Here is a 17,985-nt window from a genome sequence, read left to right on the forward strand (position 1 = left end):
GGCTCCCGGACGCCAGGCGACGGCCGGGGAAGGTTACTGATGGTGTGGGACGGGATAAAACGCTTCCGCTGTCCATTGCGCGGATGGCTGGCGGTATTGCTGCCAGAACAGATCGGCAATCTCCCGGGCTTCGGCGGAACCCGGCGTGACGTAGGCCCCCACCGTCACGATGGAAAGATGAATATTTTGCGCTTTCAATACCGGGAAAAGGCCATGCGTCAGGTTAAGCAGCCCGGCTTTGCCGACGCTCAGCGTCAGATACTCCGGGTGGGGCTGAGTGGCAAACATCCCGCCAGTCAGCAGGATCGCACCTTCTCCACGCGCGGCCATCCGCGGAGTGACCGCTTTGATGGCGGCATATACCGCGCCAATATTGGTGCTGAGATCCTGAATGAAGCCTGCCACCGACTGGGTATCAAGATTACCGTCATGCATGGCCGCGGCGTTGAAATGCAGCACATCCACACCGCCGGTTTCCACCTCTACCTCACGAATGAGTTCCGCGATACTGGTGATATCGCTGGCGTCCGCCACGCGGCCTTCCGCGGCAATTCCAGCCGCTCTCAACTGGTCGGCCTGCGCCGCCACATTGCTTTTATTGCGAGAAGACAGTATTACCCGGAATCCCTCACCGGCAAATCGTGAGGCCGTCGCCATTCCCATCCCAGGACCGGACCCAATACTCAAAAACGTTTTCATAGGCTGCTCTCACTGTAGGTTGAAGAGCCGCTATGTTAATAGACCAACAGATCGCTGATAATCAGCCTTATTTGCAAATGATTAATGTGCAGGGTGCAGGAATCATGTTCGATGATTTTGATGAGCTGATGGCGTTTGTCTGTGTGGCTGAGGCAGGGAGTTTTATCGGGGCCAGCCTCAGGCTGGAGCGGGATGCATCGGTGATTTCCCGCCGGGTCAGCCACCTTGAGAAAAAACTGGGTGTCCGGTTGCTGGTGCGTACCACCCGTAGCGTAACGCTGACTGAAGCCGGAACCTGGTTTTTGCAGCGCGCCAGCACGGCGCTGGATGAGCTCAGCGCCGCCAGCCGGGAAGTAGGCGACTTTGCTGCCACCCCGCAGGGAACGTTGCGGGTCTCACTGCCGGTGACCTTTGGCCGGGAGCTGATTGCCCCGATGTTTCCTGATTTCCTGCAGGCGTATCCGGATATTCGTCTTGATGCCCATTTTCTCGATCGACGGGTCGATATTGTCGCGGAGGGGTTTGATGCGGTGATCCGCCTGGGAAACGTGCGGGACAGTACCTTAACCGGGCGCGAGCTGGGGGCATTTCGCAGCCAGTTGATTGCTTCGCCGGCCTATCTGCAACGCTACGGTGAACCGACTCATCCTGAGCAACTGGCTGCCCATCGGTGTCTCGGCTTTACCCACCATCCGGACTGGCCCTACTGGATCCTCGAGAATGGTCGGGAGCATATCCAGGTGACGCCAGCTGGCCCCCTCACCACCAATATCAGTGAAGCGCTGCTGACGGCGGTCATTCGCGCAACCGGGATCGCACTGCTGCCGGGATGGATGGTTAATCAGGCGGTGCAGTGCGGGGAACTGGTCCGCGTGCTGCCCGACTGGCGCAGCGCGGCGCGGGTTAGCGTTTATGCCCTGATGCCGCCCGGCACGCTGGTTCCCGCCAAGACCCGGGTATTTATCGACGCGGTATGCCAGCAGCTGGCGTCATCCCCGCTGTGGCAGGACGAGTTGAAGCGATAAGCGGGGGGTGCCGATAGAGCAAGCCACGGATGGCGGTTATACCGCGGTACTGGCCCGGACTTTGAGTACTGACGGAATTTCAATAAACTTTTCACAAGGTTTATCGTTGAGCAGGTCGAGAAGCGCTTTCCCGGCCTTCACCCCAATGTCATGCCAGTGAAATTCAACGGTTGTCAGGGCAGGGGAACAGACTGTCGATAATACCCCGCCGCCTAAACTCGCAATGGCTACGGTATTGGGCACTTTGATCCCGGCGCTGTGGCAGGCCATCATGCATCCACACGCCATTTCATCCGATGTGCAAATTAGCGCATCCAGATCGCCCCAGGTGATCATCATATCCTTGAAAATATTCACCCCTGTGGCAATGGTGGAAGGCAAATGAGTGGTCACTACCCGATGCGGAGAACGGTTAAGGGCCAGCATCGCCGTATTCCAGCCGCTCAGGAGCTGGCGAAACATTGTATTGTTGGCCGGGGTACACAGTAACGCGATATTTTTTAATGAGGCGTCCGCCAGGTGGGTCACGATCTGTTTCACAGCCTTACCGTAATCCACACCGATGCACATGCCAACAGACTGCGTATTTAACGCGCCAATTTCCAGGATAGGCACATCTACGTTGGCCAGCAGCTGGGTACAGCTCTCAATGGTGTCGATATTAAACTGAATAATCGCTGCCGGGTTATAGGCGAGCATTTTTTCAAACGTTTTTTGTTCGCTTTGGCCGTCATGACCGGATTCCATAAACATCATGGTATAGCCGCGTTCAGTCAGGATCTTTTGTAACGCCTCCGACACCGGCAAAAAACCTGGCGAAGAGAAGGTGGGGACGACGGCCAGAATGAGATCGGAATGGACCGACGCCAGATTACGCGCCTGGAGATTGGGGACATAGCCGAGTTGGCTTACTGCCGCATCAATACGGTCGCGAAGGTCAGGGTTGACTTTTTCAGGCATTCTCAGCGCACGCGAGACGGTCATGGCGCTCACGCCGACAAACTCAGCCACTTCGGTCAGGGTTATCTTCCCAGTTCCCTTACGACGTTTTTCTTTCGGGCTATTGTCTGCGTCTAGACTCTTCACCAGGATCACCAACCGTTTGAAAAATAAAAAGTAACAAAAGTAAATCGTTGATACACATTATAACTTACCACAGCGAGGGGGAAAGCACATTATAACCAGTGTTAGCGGTAACTCATTTTTTAACATTTTTGCTTGTTAGCGCTAACTTTGGGAGGTGTATCACAGTTGCATTTTATTTAGCTGTTTATAGTTCAGCACATGGGACCCCTCGGGAGTGCATATGATTAGAGACTGGTTAACCCCGGATAAAATTAATGTCATTAACTCAATAGATAACTGGAAAAATGCCGTTCGACTCTCAGCAGAACCTTTGCTGGCGCAGGGGTATATGGCAGAGCACTATATTGAGGCGATTTTGAAAAGCCATGAAGAACTTGGGCCTTATTATCTATTAGCCCCGGGATTAGCAATGCCCCATGCCCGCCCTGAACAAGGTGCATTGAGGAATGGATTATCGCTCCTTCATATTAAAGAGGGCATATCATTTGGCTCAACGGAGAACGACCCGGTATACGTGATTATTATGCTATGCGCTCGTTCCGGGAATGAACATATCACGATGATCGGTGAACTGGCAGAACTCTTTAGCGATCAGCAAAAGCTAGAACGATTGTTAAAAGCCGATGATATTAAGGCAATTCAGGCTGTTATTGACTGAAGGAAAAGAGAATGAAAAAAGTACTCATCGTCTGCGGCAATGGTTTAGGCAGCAGCTTTATCGTTGAAATGAATGTCAAAAAAATTCTTGCCGAAATGAATAAAGAGGCTGAAGTCGCGCATACCGACCTGACGTCAGCGAAAAGCGAAACGGCGGACCTTATTCTGAGCGCCAACGATATTGCCGAACATTTAGTTGGTCATTCCGCAAAGGTTGTTGGATTAAGTAATTTACTCGACAACAATAAAATCAAAGAGATTTTAGCAGAACACATTTAAGCAACGGCTTTCTGAACCGTGGAGTTTAATATGCTTCATTTCCTTATTTATGATGTGTTAGGGACACCGGCAATTCTGGTTGGATTGTTTTCTCTGATCGGTCTGCTGTTGCAAAAAAAAGGAATTTCAGATGTTATTTCAGGAACACTGAAAACCATCATGGGCTTTGTTATTTTAACGGCAGGCGCCGGTATCATTGCCTATACATTAACCATTTTTAGCCAGCTGTTTGAACATTCATTTCATATTCAGGGGGTGGTCCCTAACACCGACGCGATGGCCGCGCTGGCGCAGAAGAATTATGGCACGGAAACCGCCACAATCATGGTGTTGGGCATGTTGATCAATATCGCCCTGGCGCGTCTGACGCCATTAAAGTACATCTTTTTAACGGGCCACCACACGCTCTATATGGCAGCGATGCTGGCGGTGATCTTGTCAGTCGGGGGATTGTCGGGGGGGTGGGTGGTGGCCATCGGGGCGGTGATTCTCGGCGCGATGATGGTGATCTCTCCGGCGATCTTGCAGCCGTTTACCCGTAAAATTACCAATACCGACGATCTGGCTCTCGGCCATTTTGGCTCTATTGGTTATCTGCTTTCCGCGCTGGTGGGCAAAGTCGTCGGGAAAGGTAGCCCCTCGATTGAAGAAATTAAAGTGCCTAAGTCACTCAATTTTCTTCGCGACTCGTCGGTGGCCATCTCTCTCACCATGATGATTCTGTTCCTGGTGTTGGTGGTCGTCGCGGGCAAAACCTTTGTCGAGGAGACACTGAGTGCCGGTCAGAATTTTATTATCTTCGCCATTATTCAGTCCCTCACTTTTGCTGCGGGGGTTTATATCATCCTCGCCGGTGTGCGGATGGTGATTGCCGAAATTGTGCCAGCGTTTAAAGGTATTGCAGACAAATTAGTGAAAGATGCGAAGCCGGCGCTCGACTGCCCGACGGTGTTTCCCTTTGCTCCAAATGCCGTCATCGTCGGGTTTCTCGCAAGCTTTGTTGCAGGCCTGGTCAGCATGTTCCTCTGCCCGCTGTTCGGCTTGAGCGTCATCGTCCCGGGGCTGGTGCCACATTTCTTCTGCGGGGCAACGGCTGGCGTTTACGGCAACATCACTGGCGGACGTCGCGGGGCAGTGGTGGGGGCATTTGCCCACGGCCTGCTCATTTCGTTCCTGCCGGCCATCCTTTTGCCAATGATGGGAGATATGGGCCTGGGTTCTACAACCTTTGGCGATGCAGACTTTGGCGTTGTCGGCATCGTTCTGGGGCATATTATCGCAATGTTTAACTAACTGTTTATTATCGGAGATGGTTTATGAGCGCGAAATTTTCACCCTCACTGATGTGCATGGATTTAACGCAGTTCAAAGAACAGATCACGGCAATGAATAAAAAAGCGGATTTTTATCACGTTGATATAATGGATGGTAATTACGTCCGCAATATCACACTGTCTCCCTTTTTTATTGAGAACCTGAAAAAAATCACTACCGTTCCCATCGATGTCCATCTGATGGTGAACCATCCGGAAGATATTATTCCCATGTGTCTCGAGGCCGGCGCCGATATCATTAGCTTTCATCCCGAGACGGCGAATAACAAAATTTTCCGCCTGCTGAATCAGATCAAGGATGCAGGCAAGCAATGCGGGGTGGTGTTGAACCCGGCGACACCGGCTGAAAGTATTGCTGAATATGCGCACCTGTTGGATAAAGTGACGGTCATGTCAGTTGATCCGGGCTATGCCGGACAAAAGTTTATTCCTGAATCGCTGAACAAGATAAGAAAGCTCATCAGTATGCGCAAAAATAATGGCTATCACTATCTGACAGAAATTGATGGCTCCTGCAATGCAAAAACGTTTGGCCAGATTGCCGAATCCGGTGTGGATGTCTTTATCGTAGGGACATCGGGTCTGTTTTCTCTCCATGAGGATGTCAGCCAGGCATGGGACAGAATGATCGAGATTTTCCAGCGTGAAACCGTCGCTGCCTAATTAATTTTTTTACGAACCACAGCATATATTTAAAAAAAATTAAAAGACCTGCATCACGCCAGCGATGCCTGCTCTGTTATTCAACGACCACTCTATATGAATGCGGGTGAATTATGGATATTTCGACAGTGCTTAATGTTAAAAACATCAAGTTAAATATGACCGCCAGAACGAAAGAAGAGGTGATAGAAGAACTCACCGATTTACTAGTACAGGATGGTGCGGTGACTAATAAGGAGGACTTTATTCGTGATGTCTGGTTACGTGAGGAGCAAGGCTCTACCGGTTTTGAAAATCATATTGCGATCCCGCATGGCAAATCTTCCGGTGTTTCCCGTACCGCATTAGCCATCGGACGCACGCAACATACCATTCCCTGGGAGACCATGGATGGCAGCGATGTTCGCTGTATTATTTTATTTGCGGTTTGCCTGGTGGATCAAAATGCCACTCATATTCGCCTGTTAGCGCAAGTATCCGGGTCACTGGCCGACGAAGACATTATCGCTAAATTACTGGTTGAATCTGATCCATATAAAATCATTGCGCTTTTCAATTCAGAAACTGAAAGCACCGAAGCGTAATATGTAGTTGTTAACATTCTTTTATATCTTATTAAATGAATTAACGGAGAATCGTGATGAATATTGTCGGAGTTACCGCCTGTACGGTGGGGATTGCACACACCTATATTGCTCAAAAGAAAATTGAAACAGCCGCCAAAAAAGCCGGTCATAACGTTAAAATCGAGACCCAAGGGACCATCGGCATTGAGAATCAGTTAACCGCTGATGAGATTGCCATGGCAGATATTGTTCTGCTTGCCGCGGATGTTAAAGTGACGGGAGAAGAACGGTTTGCGGGTAAGAAAGTGGTCAAAGTCGCCACGGAAACGGCAGTGAAATCCCCCAATAAACTGATTGAAAAACTCAGTGAAATAGTCAATTCATAATTTTATTTCGGCCTGCTGACTCTATACTTAAGGGCGTAATTTATGTCTCTAAAACAAATATGGCAAGCAGCAAATCCTAAAGGACATCTGCTGACCGCTATCTCATTTCTGATCCCCATTGTCTGTGGTGCTGGGTTTATTATTGCCATCGGCATGGGGCTTGGTGGAACGGTGCAGGACACGTTAACGCCGGGGCAATTTGATTTATGGCAGGCGATGGCCACTCTGGGCGCTAAGGCGCTTGGGCTGTTGCCGGTGGTCATTGCGGTGGGTATTTCCGGCTCGATTGCTGGCAAGCCGGGCATCGCACCAGGATTTGTCGTCGGGCTGGCGGCGAACACCATCAGCGCAGGCTTTATCGGCGGGATGATCGGTGGCTACATTGCCGGCTATATCGCGCTGGCGATCATTAAAAACGTCAAGGTGCCTGACTGGGCTCGCGGTTTGATGCCAACGTTGATCGTGCCTTTTTTTGCCTCCATTATCAGCTGCCTGATTATGGTCTATATCATTGGTACGCCTATCGGTATCTTTACGGAAGCGCTGACATCTTTCCTGAGAAGTATGGGCACGTCATCGAATCTTGTGTTGGGCGCAGTGATAGGCGCTCTGTGTATTGTTGACTTTGGCGGCCCGCTTAATAAGACATGCTTTGCCTTCGTTCTCACGCTGCAGGCGCAGGGAATAAATGAGCCGATTACCGCGCTTCAGTTAGTTAACACCGCAACGCCTATTGGTTTCGGCCTGGCTTTCTTCATTGCTAAGCTTCTGCGTAAGAACATCTATAACAGTGAAGAAGTGGAAACCTTAAAATCGGCGGTTCCAATGGGGATTGTTAATATCGTTGAAGGCTCTATCCCGATCGTCATGAACGATATCGTCCGCGGTATCGCCGCCGCGGCCATCGGTGGCGCGTGCGGTGGCGCAGTCACCATGGTGTATGGTGCGGATGCCACGGTGCCTTTTGGTGGGGTACTGATGATCCCCACCATGTCACACCCGATGGCTGGCATTATGGCCCTGCTGGTGAATATTGTTGTTACCGCCACGGTTTATGCTGTCATCAAAAAAGATATTCCGCGTGATGTGCTGGTTACTCATGATCACGAAGAAGAGGATATCGACCTTAATGATATTAAAGTGAGCTAACTTACCCCTGTATTATTTTATCAATGGCGTTGAGCTAGTCCTGCAACTCAGCCCATAACCGAGGGGTCCTTAGTTATGGGCTGAGTTGCGTCAGGTAGACGGCTGGGTAAAAGTGGAGCAGGGTGAACATTGTTGTTGCAAAAATGTGAATGCTTCAGTAGCCTTATCTCTTTCGGAGACAGGAAATGCTCGTCACTGATTCACTTCTTGCTTACACCCTCGCTGCCACACTGCTTACCCTGACGCCAGGTCTTGATACTGCTCTTATCCTCCGCACGGCGACCGCTGAAGGGGGACGCAAAGCCTTGCATGCCGCGTTAGGCATTGATCTCGGATGCTTTATCTGGGGCGCGCTGGTGGCCTTTGGTTTAGGTGCGCTACTGGCGGTTTCTGAGTTGGCTTATACCTTATTGAAATGGTGCGGAGCAGGATACCTTTGCTGGCTGGGCATCCAGTTGCTCCTGCGCCCACGCCAGCAATTTAACCCCAACCCGACCGAATCAGATTCCACGAGTAACTGGTTCCTGCGTGGGATGCTGGGGAATGTGCTTAACCCCAAAATGGGCGTCTTCTACGTTTCGTTTTTGCCCCAGTTTATCCCTGCCGGGCATTCACCCGTCAGCTGGACCTTTCTCCTGGTCACCATCCATGTATTGATTGGGACGCTGTGGTCATTAACGCTGATTACCGCCACTCGCTATGCCGCCGGCATCCTGAAAAAACCAGCCGTGGTGAAATGGATGGACCGGACAACCGGCTGCCTGTTTCTGCTATTTGCCGCGAAGCTGGCCATGAGCCGCCGGTAGTCACGCAGGGGCGTATGCCCCTGTATCAGTTGTTTTTATCACCTTTGCTATCATTGAGTTATATATTTATAAAGCCACCTGGCCAGGCGCAATTTTTGGTCAGTTTATTGAGCAGGAGCATTAGCTCATAATCGTTGCGTAAGTTAAATTTTCTCATGACCATATATTTATGCGCATAGACCGTTTTCTCACTAATCATGAGTTCGTCTGCAATTTGCATGACCGACATCCCCTCATATAAACAGGTCATGATGCGGATCTGCTGTGGAGACAGCCTGGTGGGCTGGCAATCACAACAGGACATGGATGACTGTCGCGTATTTGTCTGCTGTAGCCGGTGCCAGGCACCGTGCAATGCTGTACGTAACCGCGTGACGGAATCCCGACGAGAAATAAAGATAATATCCTGAAAACAAGAGGGTAAAGCCGTAACACGCATATCATCATCAACAACGCCAATCACAATCCCTTTTTTTCGCTCCTGCAGTTCAGGACAGCAAATAAAACACTCTCCTGGACATAATGCCAGCACAATGACGTCCGCTACCTTCACACTTTCCGACGTAAAGTTAAAATTGAAATCAACTTTGGTATTGTGTTGGGAAAAGAAATCACTAAATAAAAAGGTCAGTCCACGCTGAAAGAGGGTATCCGGCTCTTTTATTACAATATTAACCATTTACCATACCGAAACATAATAGCTCTCCTGAATGTGGGTAATAGATGCAGTATGTACTATCACCCGGTTAGTTCCCTGAAGAGGAAAACGACTAGCGCGCATAGGATCCTCTATAGCCAGCGGCCAGTCAGTTGTACTGCATTGTCAAAACGACGACGGCGCGAATGGAACCTGGTGTCGGTCTTCCTGCCACAGAAGTGACCATCGCTTTCATCGGCATCTTCGCCGTTCTGTCTGCGGCAATATTTTGGGTGATGCTGGATCCATTGCCCATTAACACACCCGTAGTGGCATCAGACATAGCAATCGCCACGCGGGTGGCCGTGCCGCTGTTTTGGTAATAATTCATGCCCGCTTCCGGGTCAGGCGTTCCGCTAAAACGGGTCGTCACACTCAGCGTACCCGGCGGACAGCTGGTAAATAGCAGGTTAAAAGAAACCGGATCGGACGAAGATCCAGGTGTGAACATATTTGTTGCCTGGATATTACCAAGATCGATATTCATATTTGAATTTCCACCGTTAAAAACGCAGGGTGCTGCGATAATACGGCCTGTGACTTTAATATCTACATTGTCTGCCGACAGCGCAGGTAATGCTGTTGCGCATGCCATCAGCAAGACTAGTATATTCATTTTCATTTAACAGCCCTTATTGATAGGTAAGGCTCAGCGTTGCGGATGCGTTTGCGATGCCGGTGGTTACCGTTGTATTGGTCTGATAATAGCGTGCTGTTAACGGGAACATCTCCTGGCCACCCGTGGTTCTCTTCAAAACCAGATTATTGCCAAGGGTGAGGGGAGTATTGTTATAAACCAGCTGCACGCCAACCCCACGGGCGACGCCTGCGCTGCCCTGACCGGTTAATGCCAGCACGGTATTATCGCTGACGTCGGGATTTTGTGGCCCGGTGAGCATGACGTTAATATTGGCTCCGGCATCGCAGTCCAGAATGAGATTCTGCGTCTTCTGCGCATTAGCGGGCGTTGTGCCTACCGCAGAGCCGAATTCACTAACCAAGACGTCCCCCAGTTCAAATAAAATATTCGATGTTTTTACCGCACATGCCACCTGGGTAATAGATCCGGCCCCCGCATTCACAGGTATCTCAGGCGCTTGTTCTCCGCCGAGATATTGCATTGTGAAGGCGACAAACGATGCAAGTTGTCCCGTCACTGAGCCGGATGTAATATCACCAATCTTCCAGAATTGTATAACCGGCTGATAGTCATGGCTAACTAACTCTCCAGGGTTTGATGACCAACTGGACAATGAAGCGTTACCTCGGTCAATATAATCGGTGCCGCTATAAGTCGATACACCTGCTTTGGAATTCATATAAAAGCCGAAAGAAATACCCACCCCAGGCACATTGGTTTTATAAACGCGCCGCGCCCCGTACGTCGCGGCATAGGGTAAAACCCCGCTTTTCATCCCTGAGCTTGACCCTTCATTGCCGGTTGTAATGCAGGAATAAGCATGTGCTAAGGAGCCATATATCTCATTGCTGATTGCTTGCCCAACGGGGACATCGCGCTGAACGATAATATTGCCATAATCCACAGTATAGGGAGAGCCGATAAAATTATAGTTACAGCAGATGCCACTCAAGGGAAACAACAAAGCCAGCATTAATAATGCACAACGGAAAAGTCGCATATCTATGCACCTGATTTAAAAATTCAGTTCAACGTTAACGGCAAGCAGCAGTATCGATAATTACATCGTTATTCAGCTTCGCCATATTAATCGAGTAATGCACCCTGCAGGTGTTTGCGGATTGATTTCCCCATTTCACGGTCAGGTTGACCTGGGGATCCAGGCCCGTCAAATACACCTGACCGCTTTCGCCAACGATAAAGCTGCTGCGTTCTGCACCTTCAATGCTGGCAATTGCACCAAACGGTACCCACTGGCCGTTTTGCTGGGTCAAGGTCATCAACATGCGAACGCCTACGCTTGCCAGATAGTTCGCCCTGACAATCGCGCCACGCGTCGGGACCACGGTTTTGACCGTTTGTTCTAACTCAACGTTAGCCGGCAATGTTTCAGTGATTAATGACACATCATTTTTGCGATAAGGCATTAAGTTAGAGGCAAGCGTGTATCCGCGATAATCGGTTGTCGCGCCGGTCATATTCTGGATTCCTACACCGGCAGCCCCGGGGGCAGCAATCAGCACGTTGGTTTCACCCAGTGGCTGAGAGAACGTCACGCCATTGGCATGCGCAACCACGCCTCCCTGAATCCCATAATTCAGACGGTCGGTATTTTTGTCATAGCTGTACCCGGCCGTCAGTTCGCCATAGGTGCCTCGATAATCACCATTCATATTGCCGGTATAGGCCACGTCGTGAGTGCCGTAACCCTGTTGAATATTCCAGTTAAGCGCATTATTCGGCATCGCAACGCCATTCAACCCAACACTGTGTGTCGTACCGTTATGCTTGCTGGCATTCATGCCATAGTTTGCCCATGTCTGCGGCAAGAGTTTTTCCAGCGGGATGCTGATATTTAGCGCCAGCATCTGGTTTTTACCGTCGCTCTGGTGAGCGCTGTACGATCCCGTACTACCATTCCTGCTCAGGGTCCATGTCAGACCGTAACTGATACTGTGCCAGTAGTTGTTATACCCAACGCTCCAGGATTCCATCGCCTTACCTGAATTCCAGTAATCTTCATGCGAGGCGTTCAGCATCAACGATCCCAGATTATCTCCCAACCCCTGGCTCAACGTCAGCTCCGCACGGTTTCGGCGTCTATCCTGGAGCGCATTACTGTCACCATAAGAATCAAGGACCTCCTGCATGCCATAGTAGCCGCTGGTCGAATAGCGGTAGCCGGCAATCGCAAAGTTAGTGCCCGTTGAAGCAAAGTTTTTACTGTATCGAGCCCGCCAGGATTGACCGTTGGATTTCGGCATATTGTACGGCGTGGACCAGCCCTGGGTGATGTCGCTGGAGATAGCGCCAAAGTCACCCATGTTTTTACCCACGCCCGCGGCAAGCGACTGATATTTACTCGACTCCTGCAATCCACCGTAAAACGTGAACCCGTAGGGCAAGCCGAGAATAACGCTCATCTGGCCAAAGGGTGTCTTATCCACGCTGACGTTGTACGAACGATATTGGCCGCCCGTTAACGCATATTTTATTCGGCCTTCACGCTGTAATACGGGAAGTGAGGCAAATGGCACGCTAAAGTGCTGCTCACTACCATCAGCCTCTTTAATCGTGACATCAAGATCGCCGGCGCCGCCGGTAGGATACATGTCCGTAATTTCAAACGCGCCCGGCGCCACAAAGCTCTGGTAAATCTGATAGCCATTCTGGCGGATGATCACCTGGGCATTGGTCCGGGCGATACCACGCACCACAGGGGCATAGCCCTTAAGGGAGTCGGGCAGCATGTCATCATCGGAAGCAAGTTGTCCTCCCCGGAAAGGCATACTGTCGAAAACATCTGCCGGGGCAGAACTGTCACCCAGTGTGAGCTGCGACTTTAACGGGATTATCGTACGTTGTGCATAGGTATAAACCGTGTCCCAGGCATCCTGGCCCTGTGAATCTCGCGACCAGGTGGTGTAATTTCTTAACCTCCAGGGGCCGATGTTTACTCCCGGACGCAGGTTGGCATACTGGCTATCACTGTTGCTGCTGTTGTTATTTTTGGCCCAGTTATTCGCCCCACTCAGACTGTAGTTAAGCAGGGCGGCGTTAATCCCTTCATCCCAGCGATCCGGTGGCACCGATCCACGAGCTTGCGCTGAGATTGCCGCTTGCGGAATGCTCAATACCAGACGCTGCATGGCAAACTGGAAATCTGTACTGGCCTGAGGAATGGCGGACAGGTTCGCACAGGAGGTTTCTCCCTTTAACGCAGGAAAAAGTCCAGTCTTGACTCCCCAGCTTGCTAATTGCTCAATGGATAAACAGGGGACTAATTTTTCATCACCGCCAGGTTCTTTCAGCAAAACAAACATGATATCGCGAGTATCGACTAACTGATCGTCCAGGACGACATCAACATGATAATTCCCGGGGGCTTGCGCACCAGATTCAAAACCTGAAAGATCGACTCTTTCTGTCCCTGGATTATCCAGTTCAACCAGCTCTGGGTTAAAAAAATCGCGACTATAGCTATTTTGTGTATTACCGAAGAGCGCGATGGTTATCAACAATGCCAACCGTGGAGATCGTACTTTTATATAATCCATTGCCATCATCATAAATCCCACTCAGTGTCTTTTCGCCAGCCTACAGACTGGCTTTGTGTTCTGCCCCGGGACTGCCATAGTCATTGATAATTTTGAATGTCACTGGCCCGCCCGTTACGCCGGAGGGTAAATCAAACATCGCCGTACTGCCGGGTAATACATAACTGACATCAGGCACTCTTTTACCTGCAAGCGAGATTTCATTAAAATTCATGACATGCTGAGTCGGATTGTTTACCTGTATTTTATTCCCTACGCGTTGCCAGCGTAATTTATCGGCCTGTTCTTCAGGGGCGGCGCCTTTCATCGTCGCCGGCCGGTAGATGAGTTTAATTCGGGTTTTAATGGCAATTTGCAGCGTATTGTCAACTTGAGATGCGGAGGGTATAGCTTTTATATTAAGCCAAAACAGACTCTCTTTATCCTGAGGTAATGTGCCGGTGGCAACAATGCGCTCGACGTTTTGTTGCCCATTATTCAGTCGATATAACGGTGGGGTAATAATAAAAGGTGCCTTCCCGACCCCATCACCCGGCGTTTCAATCCATGACTGGATAAGATAGGGGGTGTTATCCGGGTTGTTTATGCTAATAGAAGCTTCTTTTTTATTACCATCAAAAATGACGCGCGTGCCACCAATAACGACACCCGCCTGAGCAAAAGATAAGCCAATACTCATTATCGTGGTGGTGAGCAAGATACTGCGAAGAACATTCATTTTAGACCTCTAAAACATGGGGCCGTATCGACCCCATCAGGTTTTCTGAACAGAAAATCAGTTATATACAATGGAGAAGTTAGCAACGGAGTTGGCCGTACCCGGCGTTACTGATGCCGTGGTGGAGATATATTGCGCATAGAATTTCAGCGTATTGTCCTGGGTGCTGCTAAGCACGTAGTTATAGCTGTTCTCACCGTGCAAAGGCAGATCGACTTTATCGGCAGTCATCAGGTTAATCGCCACCCCTGACGCCGCACTGGAGGCTGAGGTATCAATAGCCAGCAGGTTAGGGTTGGTCAGATCGGGGGTGCCATCAAAGCGTACTTTTGTTGAAGTCACCGTGGTTGGACAGTTTTTAAGCACAATATTAAAATCTTTTGCAGCCGCTTTTGTGCCACTGTTCGGAAATTCACTTTTATAAAAATTACCGAGGTTAACCTGCTGGTTTTGCGATGCCACGTCGACTTCACAGGCAGTATCCAGAATGTTCCCAACGAAATTTACGGTGCCAGCGGCAGCAAAAGCGTGAGATGTTGACAGCGCTGCAGTTGCGGTCAATGCAACTAAAATAAGACTTTTTTTCATTACTCTGTTTCCTTATTAACTTTGTATACCACTCGTATTCAGGCAATAGGGTGCCGAGGAGTGTATACACTCTTTATATACCGGTGCCTTTATTTTACTGTGCAGCATGGCAGCCATAATTCATTACGGTAAAACCCTGAACTGTTCTGCTGACTGGCTAAAATTTATCTAATCATTTTCTTAAACTCAATTATTTTCTGGGTCTACCTGTAGACTTTCATTTAACGAATATTCAACATTTATTGCTTATTTATTGGCATTGTTAATGCTCAGTCTATTTTTAGACCGACACCTCATGGATTAAAAAATCAATAACTTAGAGAGCGTCTTTGGGCGGGTCTACTTTTAGACTGCAACTCAATATTCCGTGGATTCTTAATTTTTAAGATAATTCTTCAGGACGATACAAAAAGCGATCACAGTTGAGGAATTGAGGCTGCTTATGAACACGCGCTTAACCCCCCCGGAAAACCATGACAAATCACTTGCTCTGGAATTAAAACCATTCCGGCACATTGAGGCATTGATAAAACATGTGTTGCCAGCAGCAGAAAGAGTCGTGATCGGCAGAGGTGACGTCGTGCATTATTATAAAGATGATATCCGGCAGTGCTTTTTGCTATTGCAAGGTAGCGTTGCGCTGCACCGTCGCGGCGATGGCATTGTTTTAAATTCTGAATCAGCACCGTTTATTCTGGGCGTCAGTAGTCAGTTTTCCTCAGAGCATCTTTATGTGAGAGCGCTGGAGACGTCAGAGATCGCCCGTGTGCCACTGGATTGTTTTAATCACATCGTGGCACAACTGGATCTGTGGGAGCATTTTTCGAAACTCCTCATTTACACGGCCTCCCGGGTGTATGAGCATTGCGCACAAATCTCCCAGATGTCAGCTTATGACATCATCCGCTTTCAGCTTGTTGAACTCATGCAAGAGCCGGATGCGATACGGCAAAAAATTACGGCTGCAGCCTATATTAAGAGCCGAACCTATCTTTCACGGAGCGGGATTATGCGAATTTTGGCCGAGCTACGAACCGGGAAGTACATCACCATGGAACGGGGTATACTGCTTGATATCAACCACTTGCCTCGAAAATACTGACGATGAGGATACCCGCGACTGGAAGCCACGCTATAATCAGACAGGTCAATATTAAGGTTATCGGTTATGTCCTCTTCAGAAAGATCTCACAAAGGTTCACCCTACGCGCAAGAGCTGATTACTCACTTACAGCCGTATTGCACACCACGTAAAACTGAAAGAGGGGAGCAACTGGATTTCAAGGTGAACGGCCAGGGGGTGTGTTACTTGATCCTCGAGGGAACCGTAGCGGTTTATCGCCGAAACGATAACATGATGCTGTCCACTGCACGCAGTCCCGCCGTGTTTGGTCTTGCCAATCTGACGGATATTTACTTCGATGACTATATCAAAACCATAAACCCCTGCCTGATTGGCGAGATCTCCACCGCTCGTGTTAATGACATTATTAAAGAAAAATCGTTATGGGGACTGCTCTCAAAGCAACTGATGTTTGTGTATGGCCGACTATACAACAACGTGATGCCGCAGGGCGCTCCTACCGCGTATGAAATGATCCGCCAGCAGTTGCTCAATCTCATAGAAGAAGATGAGAGTTATCGCGCGGCAGTCACAGCAGAACTCTACATACGCGAGAAAACCCATCTGTCTCGCAGCGGTGTCATGCGTATTCTTGCGGATTTAAAAACGGGTGGTTTTATCGAAATGGAGGAGGGAAGACTCATCAAAATCCATAAGCTTCCCGCCAGGTACTAAATAACGCCCCTCATCTCAATTTAGCGACCACACCTGGGTTTTAAATGTCCAGGGCAGGGCGCGCCCTGTTCTACTCAGTGGTGAAACGATCGGGCTCGAACGTACGTTTAGCCAGTTTCTTTTGCAAAACGATGACAATAATTGGGGTTCCTGATGCGGTAATTGCACATACCGCCAACAGCATGTCCATATTTTGTAGCGCCATGCGATGGTCGGGTAACAAAAAAGCAGACAGGAAAAATGCGGCAGTTGTCATCAGATACATCATGGATGTCTGTAATGAAGAGAATCCCGCTCGTTGCTTGTTATCAGGAAACTGAATCGTCACCGCCGACGATGACACCAGACGACTGTAAGCTGCGCCGAGAAATAACGTAATAAATAGCGCTGGATGCGGATAGCCCATCAGGGGTATCAGTAAGCTCAGGATAAAAACGAGGGTCGACCCGGTCGCCAAACTCAAAGCAGAAACACGAGAGGTTAATGCGCCTGTCATTCTGGTAGACAGATACCCCGCCAGGCCCCCGCCGAAGAACAACCAGGGCAGCAGACCTTGAGAAGCCCCCAACAGCTGCGTCATTAATGGCGCCAGGACAGGAATGATCAGCATTGGACTAAACTGTACCAGCGCATTACCGGAAGCAAACAGTAAAGTATCTACATCGAGGGGCAGCGCGTGGGACGTGTCGAAAGTGACGGGATCCTGAGGGATGATGGAGACGATCAGTGGCAATGCCAACCAACACAGTGTACAGATTAACCACAACGCGACATGCCAACCGTAATGAGTACACAAAAATAATACAGCGGGCATCCCCACGATGCTGACCATCGAAAATGACGCAATCACCGTCGCCAACATTTTTCCGCGCAAGTCAGCCGGCGTGTGGTTTATCAAAATAGTGATCCCCACCCCCATTGTCGTACCGCCAACCAGTCCTGCGAAAAAGCGCAATGTAAGAAGAAGAGGAAAACTGGTGGTCAATGTCGTCAACAGTGTCGCCATGGCTAGCAGTACCATATTGGCAATTAAAAAACGTTTCTTATTGCAACGGTCAACCCAGTAAAAGGCGATAATTCCCGACAGGACGGCTCCAGATGTGTACATACCGGATACATAGCCTGAGAAGGTGACGGGAACAGCGAAATCTGCAGCCATAAATGTAAAAACAGGGCTGAACATCATATATTCCAGCGCATTAGTAAACTGGACAAAAGCGATTACCATAGCAATCCGAATGAGCGTCTTTTGATTAAATGTTGTGGCGACCAGTGGCATAGCAAGCGACCTGTGGATCAAAGATATCCTAGCTTAACTGCTATCAAACATGTCGATT

20 protein-coding genes are annotated in these 17,985 nt (G+C 49.5%); 11 read left to right on the top strand and 9 right to left on the bottom strand.

What is annotated here, in order from left to right; translation table 11 throughout:
- Window positions 1-33: 33 nt before the first annotated feature.
- Entirely contained in the window at window positions 34-699 is a 666-nt protein-coding gene (locus FHW76_RS09835; protein WP_183476617.1) for an SDR family oxidoreductase, read from the bottom strand.
- 104 nt (window positions 700-803) lie between these two features.
- On the opposite strand from FHW76_RS09835, the gene FHW76_RS09840 reads away from it, so the two are divergent.
- Complete coding sequence (locus FHW76_RS09840) at window positions 804-1,724, top strand: LysR family transcriptional regulator (RefSeq protein WP_082228231.1); 921 nt, start codon at window positions 804-806, stop codon at window positions 1,722-1,724.
- Between the two features lie 36 nt (window positions 1,725-1,760).
- Here the strand turns inward: FHW76_RS09840 and FHW76_RS09845 are convergent, their stop codons facing one another.
- Entirely contained in the window at window positions 1,761-2,813 is a 1,053-nt protein-coding gene (locus FHW76_RS09845; RefSeq protein ID WP_032691394.1) for a LacI family DNA-binding transcriptional regulator, read from the bottom strand.
- A 217-nt stretch (window positions 2,814-3,030) separates the two neighbouring features.
- Here FHW76_RS09845 and FHW76_RS09850 point away from each other — a divergent pair, with 217 nt between their 5' ends.
- The 8 genes from FHW76_RS09850 (at window position 3,031) to FHW76_RS09885 (ending at window position 8,650) form a co-directional block, all read left to right on the top strand.
- Window positions 3,031-3,468 (top strand): PTS sugar transporter subunit IIA, encoded by a 438-nt coding sequence (locus tag FHW76_RS09850; protein WP_023322630.1) that lies wholly within the window; start codon window positions 3,031-3,033, stop codon window positions 3,466-3,468.
- Between the two features lie 11 nt (window positions 3,469-3,479).
- Window positions 3,480-3,746 carry a PTS sugar transporter subunit IIB gene (locus FHW76_RS09855; protein ID WP_012968203.1) on the top strand — a complete coding sequence of 89 codons (267 nt, stop codon included), beginning with the start codon at window positions 3,480-3,482 and terminating at the stop codon, window positions 3,744-3,746.
- 30 nt (window positions 3,747-3,776) lie between these two features.
- The gene (locus tag FHW76_RS09860) at window positions 3,777-5,039 is read left to right on the top strand and encodes a PTS ascorbate transporter subunit IIC (RefSeq protein ID WP_012968204.1); all 1,263 of its coding nucleotides are present in this window, start codon (window positions 3,777-3,779) and stop codon (window positions 5,037-5,039) included.
- Between the two features lie 23 nt (window positions 5,040-5,062).
- Window positions 5,063-5,743 carry a D-allulose 6-phosphate 3-epimerase gene (gene alsE / locus FHW76_RS09865; protein ID WP_012968205.1) on the top strand — a complete coding sequence of 227 codons (681 nt, stop codon included), beginning with the start codon at window positions 5,063-5,065 and terminating at the stop codon, window positions 5,741-5,743.
- A gap of 113 nt (window positions 5,744-5,856) precedes the next feature.
- Entirely contained in the window at window positions 5,857-6,327 is a 471-nt protein-coding gene (locus tag FHW76_RS09870; protein WP_012968206.1) for a PTS sugar transporter subunit IIA, read from the top strand.
- Window positions 6,328-6,383: 56 nt separating this feature from the next.
- Window positions 6,384-6,695 carry a PTS fructose transporter subunit IIB gene (locus FHW76_RS09875; RefSeq protein WP_004179922.1) on the top strand — a complete coding sequence of 104 codons (312 nt, stop codon included), beginning with the start codon at window positions 6,384-6,386 and terminating at the stop codon, window positions 6,693-6,695.
- Between the two features lie 42 nt (window positions 6,696-6,737).
- Window positions 6,738-7,844 carry a PTS fructose transporter subunit IIC gene (locus FHW76_RS09880; protein ID WP_012968207.1) on the top strand — a complete coding sequence of 369 codons (1,107 nt, stop codon included), beginning with the start codon at window positions 6,738-6,740 and terminating at the stop codon, window positions 7,842-7,844.
- A 185-nt stretch (window positions 7,845-8,029) separates the two neighbouring features.
- Entirely contained in the window at window positions 8,030-8,650 is a 621-nt protein-coding gene (locus FHW76_RS09885; RefSeq protein ID WP_082228229.1) for a LysE family translocator, read from the top strand.
- 58 nt (window positions 8,651-8,708) lie between these two features.
- On the opposite strand, the gene FHW76_RS09890 is transcribed toward FHW76_RS09885, so the two are convergent.
- The 6 genes from FHW76_RS09890 to FHW76_RS09915 form a co-directional block, all read right to left on the bottom strand.
- Complete coding sequence (locus tag FHW76_RS09890) at window positions 8,709-9,329, bottom strand: LuxR C-terminal-related transcriptional regulator (protein ID WP_008804854.1); 621 nt, start codon at window positions 9,327-9,329, stop codon at window positions 8,709-8,711.
- Window positions 9,330-9,456: 127 nt separating this feature from the next.
- The gene (locus FHW76_RS09895; protein ID WP_022065809.1) at window positions 9,457-9,969 is read right to left on the bottom strand and encodes a fimbrial protein; all 513 of its coding nucleotides are present in this window, start codon (window positions 9,967-9,969) and stop codon (window positions 9,457-9,459) included.
- Between the two features lie 10 nt (window positions 9,970-9,979).
- Complete coding sequence (locus FHW76_RS09900; RefSeq protein ID WP_022065810.1) at window positions 9,980-10,987, bottom strand: fimbrial protein; 1,008 nt, start codon at window positions 10,985-10,987, stop codon at window positions 9,980-9,982.
- 34 nt (window positions 10,988-11,021) lie between these two features.
- Window positions 11,022-13,556, bottom strand: coding sequence for a fimbria/pilus outer membrane usher protein (locus FHW76_RS09905; protein ID WP_183476619.1), 2,535 nt, complete (start codon window positions 13,554-13,556; stop codon window positions 11,022-11,024).
- A 28-nt stretch (window positions 13,557-13,584) separates the two neighbouring features.
- Entirely contained in the window at window positions 13,585-14,262 is a 678-nt protein-coding gene (locus FHW76_RS09910; protein WP_012968212.1) for a molecular chaperone, read from the bottom strand.
- A 57-nt stretch (window positions 14,263-14,319) separates the two neighbouring features.
- On the bottom strand, window positions 14,320-14,850 hold the full coding sequence (locus FHW76_RS09915) for a fimbrial protein (RefSeq protein WP_008804859.1): 531 nt from the start codon (window positions 14,848-14,850) through the stop codon (window positions 14,320-14,322).
- A 442-nt stretch (window positions 14,851-15,292) separates the two neighbouring features.
- Here FHW76_RS09915 and FHW76_RS09920 point away from each other — a divergent pair, with 442 nt between their 5' ends.
- Window positions 15,293-15,952: a winged helix-turn-helix transcriptional regulator gene (locus tag FHW76_RS09920; RefSeq protein WP_022065813.1), complete on the top strand. Its 660-nt coding sequence runs from the start codon at window positions 15,293-15,295 to the stop codon at window positions 15,950-15,952.
- A gap of 66 nt (window positions 15,953-16,018) precedes the next feature.
- Entirely contained in the window at window positions 16,019-16,648 is a 630-nt protein-coding gene (locus FHW76_RS09925) for a helix-turn-helix domain-containing protein (protein WP_022065814.1), read from the top strand.
- 70 nt (window positions 16,649-16,718) lie between these two features.
- Here the strand turns inward: FHW76_RS09925 and FHW76_RS09930 are convergent, their stop codons facing one another.
- Window positions 16,719-17,927, bottom strand: a complete 1,209-nt coding sequence (locus FHW76_RS09930) for an MFS transporter (RefSeq protein ID WP_048964360.1) — start codon at window positions 17,925-17,927, stop codon at window positions 16,719-16,721.
- Window positions 17,928-17,985: the final 58 nt, after the last annotated feature.

The organism is Klebsiella sp. RC2, assembly GCF_014192815.1.
Lineage (GTDB): Bacteria > Pseudomonadota > Gammaproteobacteria > Enterobacterales > Enterobacteriaceae > Klebsiella > Klebsiella variicola.

Excerpts from the sequence above, each read along its gene's own strand:
- FHW76_RS09835 (WP_183476617.1), bottom strand. The coding sequence starts at position 699 with ATGAAAACGTTTTTGAGTATTGGGTCCGGTCCTGGGATGGGAATGGCG.
- FHW76_RS09895 (WP_022065809.1), bottom strand. The coding sequence starts at position 9,969 with ATGAAAATGAATATACTAGTCTTGCTGATGGCATGCGCAACAGCATTA.
- FHW76_RS09875 (WP_004179922.1), top strand. The coding sequence starts at position 6,384 with ATGAATATTGTCGGAGTTACCGCCTGTACGGTGGGGATTGCACACACC.
- FHW76_RS09930 (WP_048964360.1), bottom strand. The coding sequence starts at position 17,927 with ATGCCACTGGTCGCCACAACATTTAATCAAAAGACGCTCATTCGGATT.
- alsE (WP_012968205.1), top strand. The coding sequence starts at position 5,063 with ATGAGCGCGAAATTTTCACCCTCACTGATGTGCATGGATTTAACGCAG.
- FHW76_RS09870 (WP_012968206.1), top strand. The coding sequence starts at position 5,857 with ATGGATATTTCGACAGTGCTTAATGTTAAAAACATCAAGTTAAATATG.
- FHW76_RS09915 (WP_008804859.1), bottom strand. The coding sequence starts at position 14,850 with ATGAAAAAAAGTCTTATTTTAGTTGCATTGACCGCAACTGCAGCGCTG.
- FHW76_RS09880 (WP_012968207.1), top strand. The coding sequence starts at position 6,738 with ATGTCTCTAAAACAAATATGGCAAGCAGCAAATCCTAAAGGACATCTG.
- FHW76_RS09850 (WP_023322630.1), top strand. The coding sequence starts at position 3,031 with ATGATTAGAGACTGGTTAACCCCGGATAAAATTAATGTCATTAACTCA.
- FHW76_RS09860 (WP_012968204.1), top strand. The coding sequence starts at position 3,777 with ATGCTTCATTTCCTTATTTATGATGTGTTAGGGACACCGGCAATTCTG.
- FHW76_RS09840 (WP_082228231.1), top strand. The coding sequence starts at position 804 with ATGTTCGATGATTTTGATGAGCTGATGGCGTTTGTCTGTGTGGCTGAG.
- FHW76_RS09885 (WP_082228229.1), top strand. The coding sequence starts at position 8,030 with ATGCTCGTCACTGATTCACTTCTTGCTTACACCCTCGCTGCCACACTG.
- FHW76_RS09925 (WP_022065814.1), top strand. The coding sequence starts at position 16,019 with ATGTCCTCTTCAGAAAGATCTCACAAAGGTTCACCCTACGCGCAAGAG.
- FHW76_RS09910 (WP_012968212.1), bottom strand. The coding sequence starts at position 14,262 with ATGAATGTTCTTCGCAGTATCTTGCTCACCACCACGATAATGAGTATT.
- FHW76_RS09905 (WP_183476619.1), bottom strand. The coding sequence starts at position 13,556 with ATGATGATGGCAATGGATTATATAAAAGTACGATCTCCACGGTTGGCA.
- FHW76_RS09855 (WP_012968203.1), top strand. The coding sequence starts at position 3,480 with ATGAAAAAAGTACTCATCGTCTGCGGCAATGGTTTAGGCAGCAGCTTT.
- FHW76_RS09900 (WP_022065810.1), bottom strand. The coding sequence starts at position 10,987 with ATGCGACTTTTCCGTTGTGCATTATTAATGCTGGCTTTGTTGTTTCCC.
- FHW76_RS09920 (WP_022065813.1), top strand. The coding sequence starts at position 15,293 with ATGAACACGCGCTTAACCCCCCCGGAAAACCATGACAAATCACTTGCT.
- FHW76_RS09890 (WP_008804854.1), bottom strand. The coding sequence starts at position 9,329 with ATGGTTAATATTGTAATAAAAGAGCCGGATACCCTCTTTCAGCGTGGA.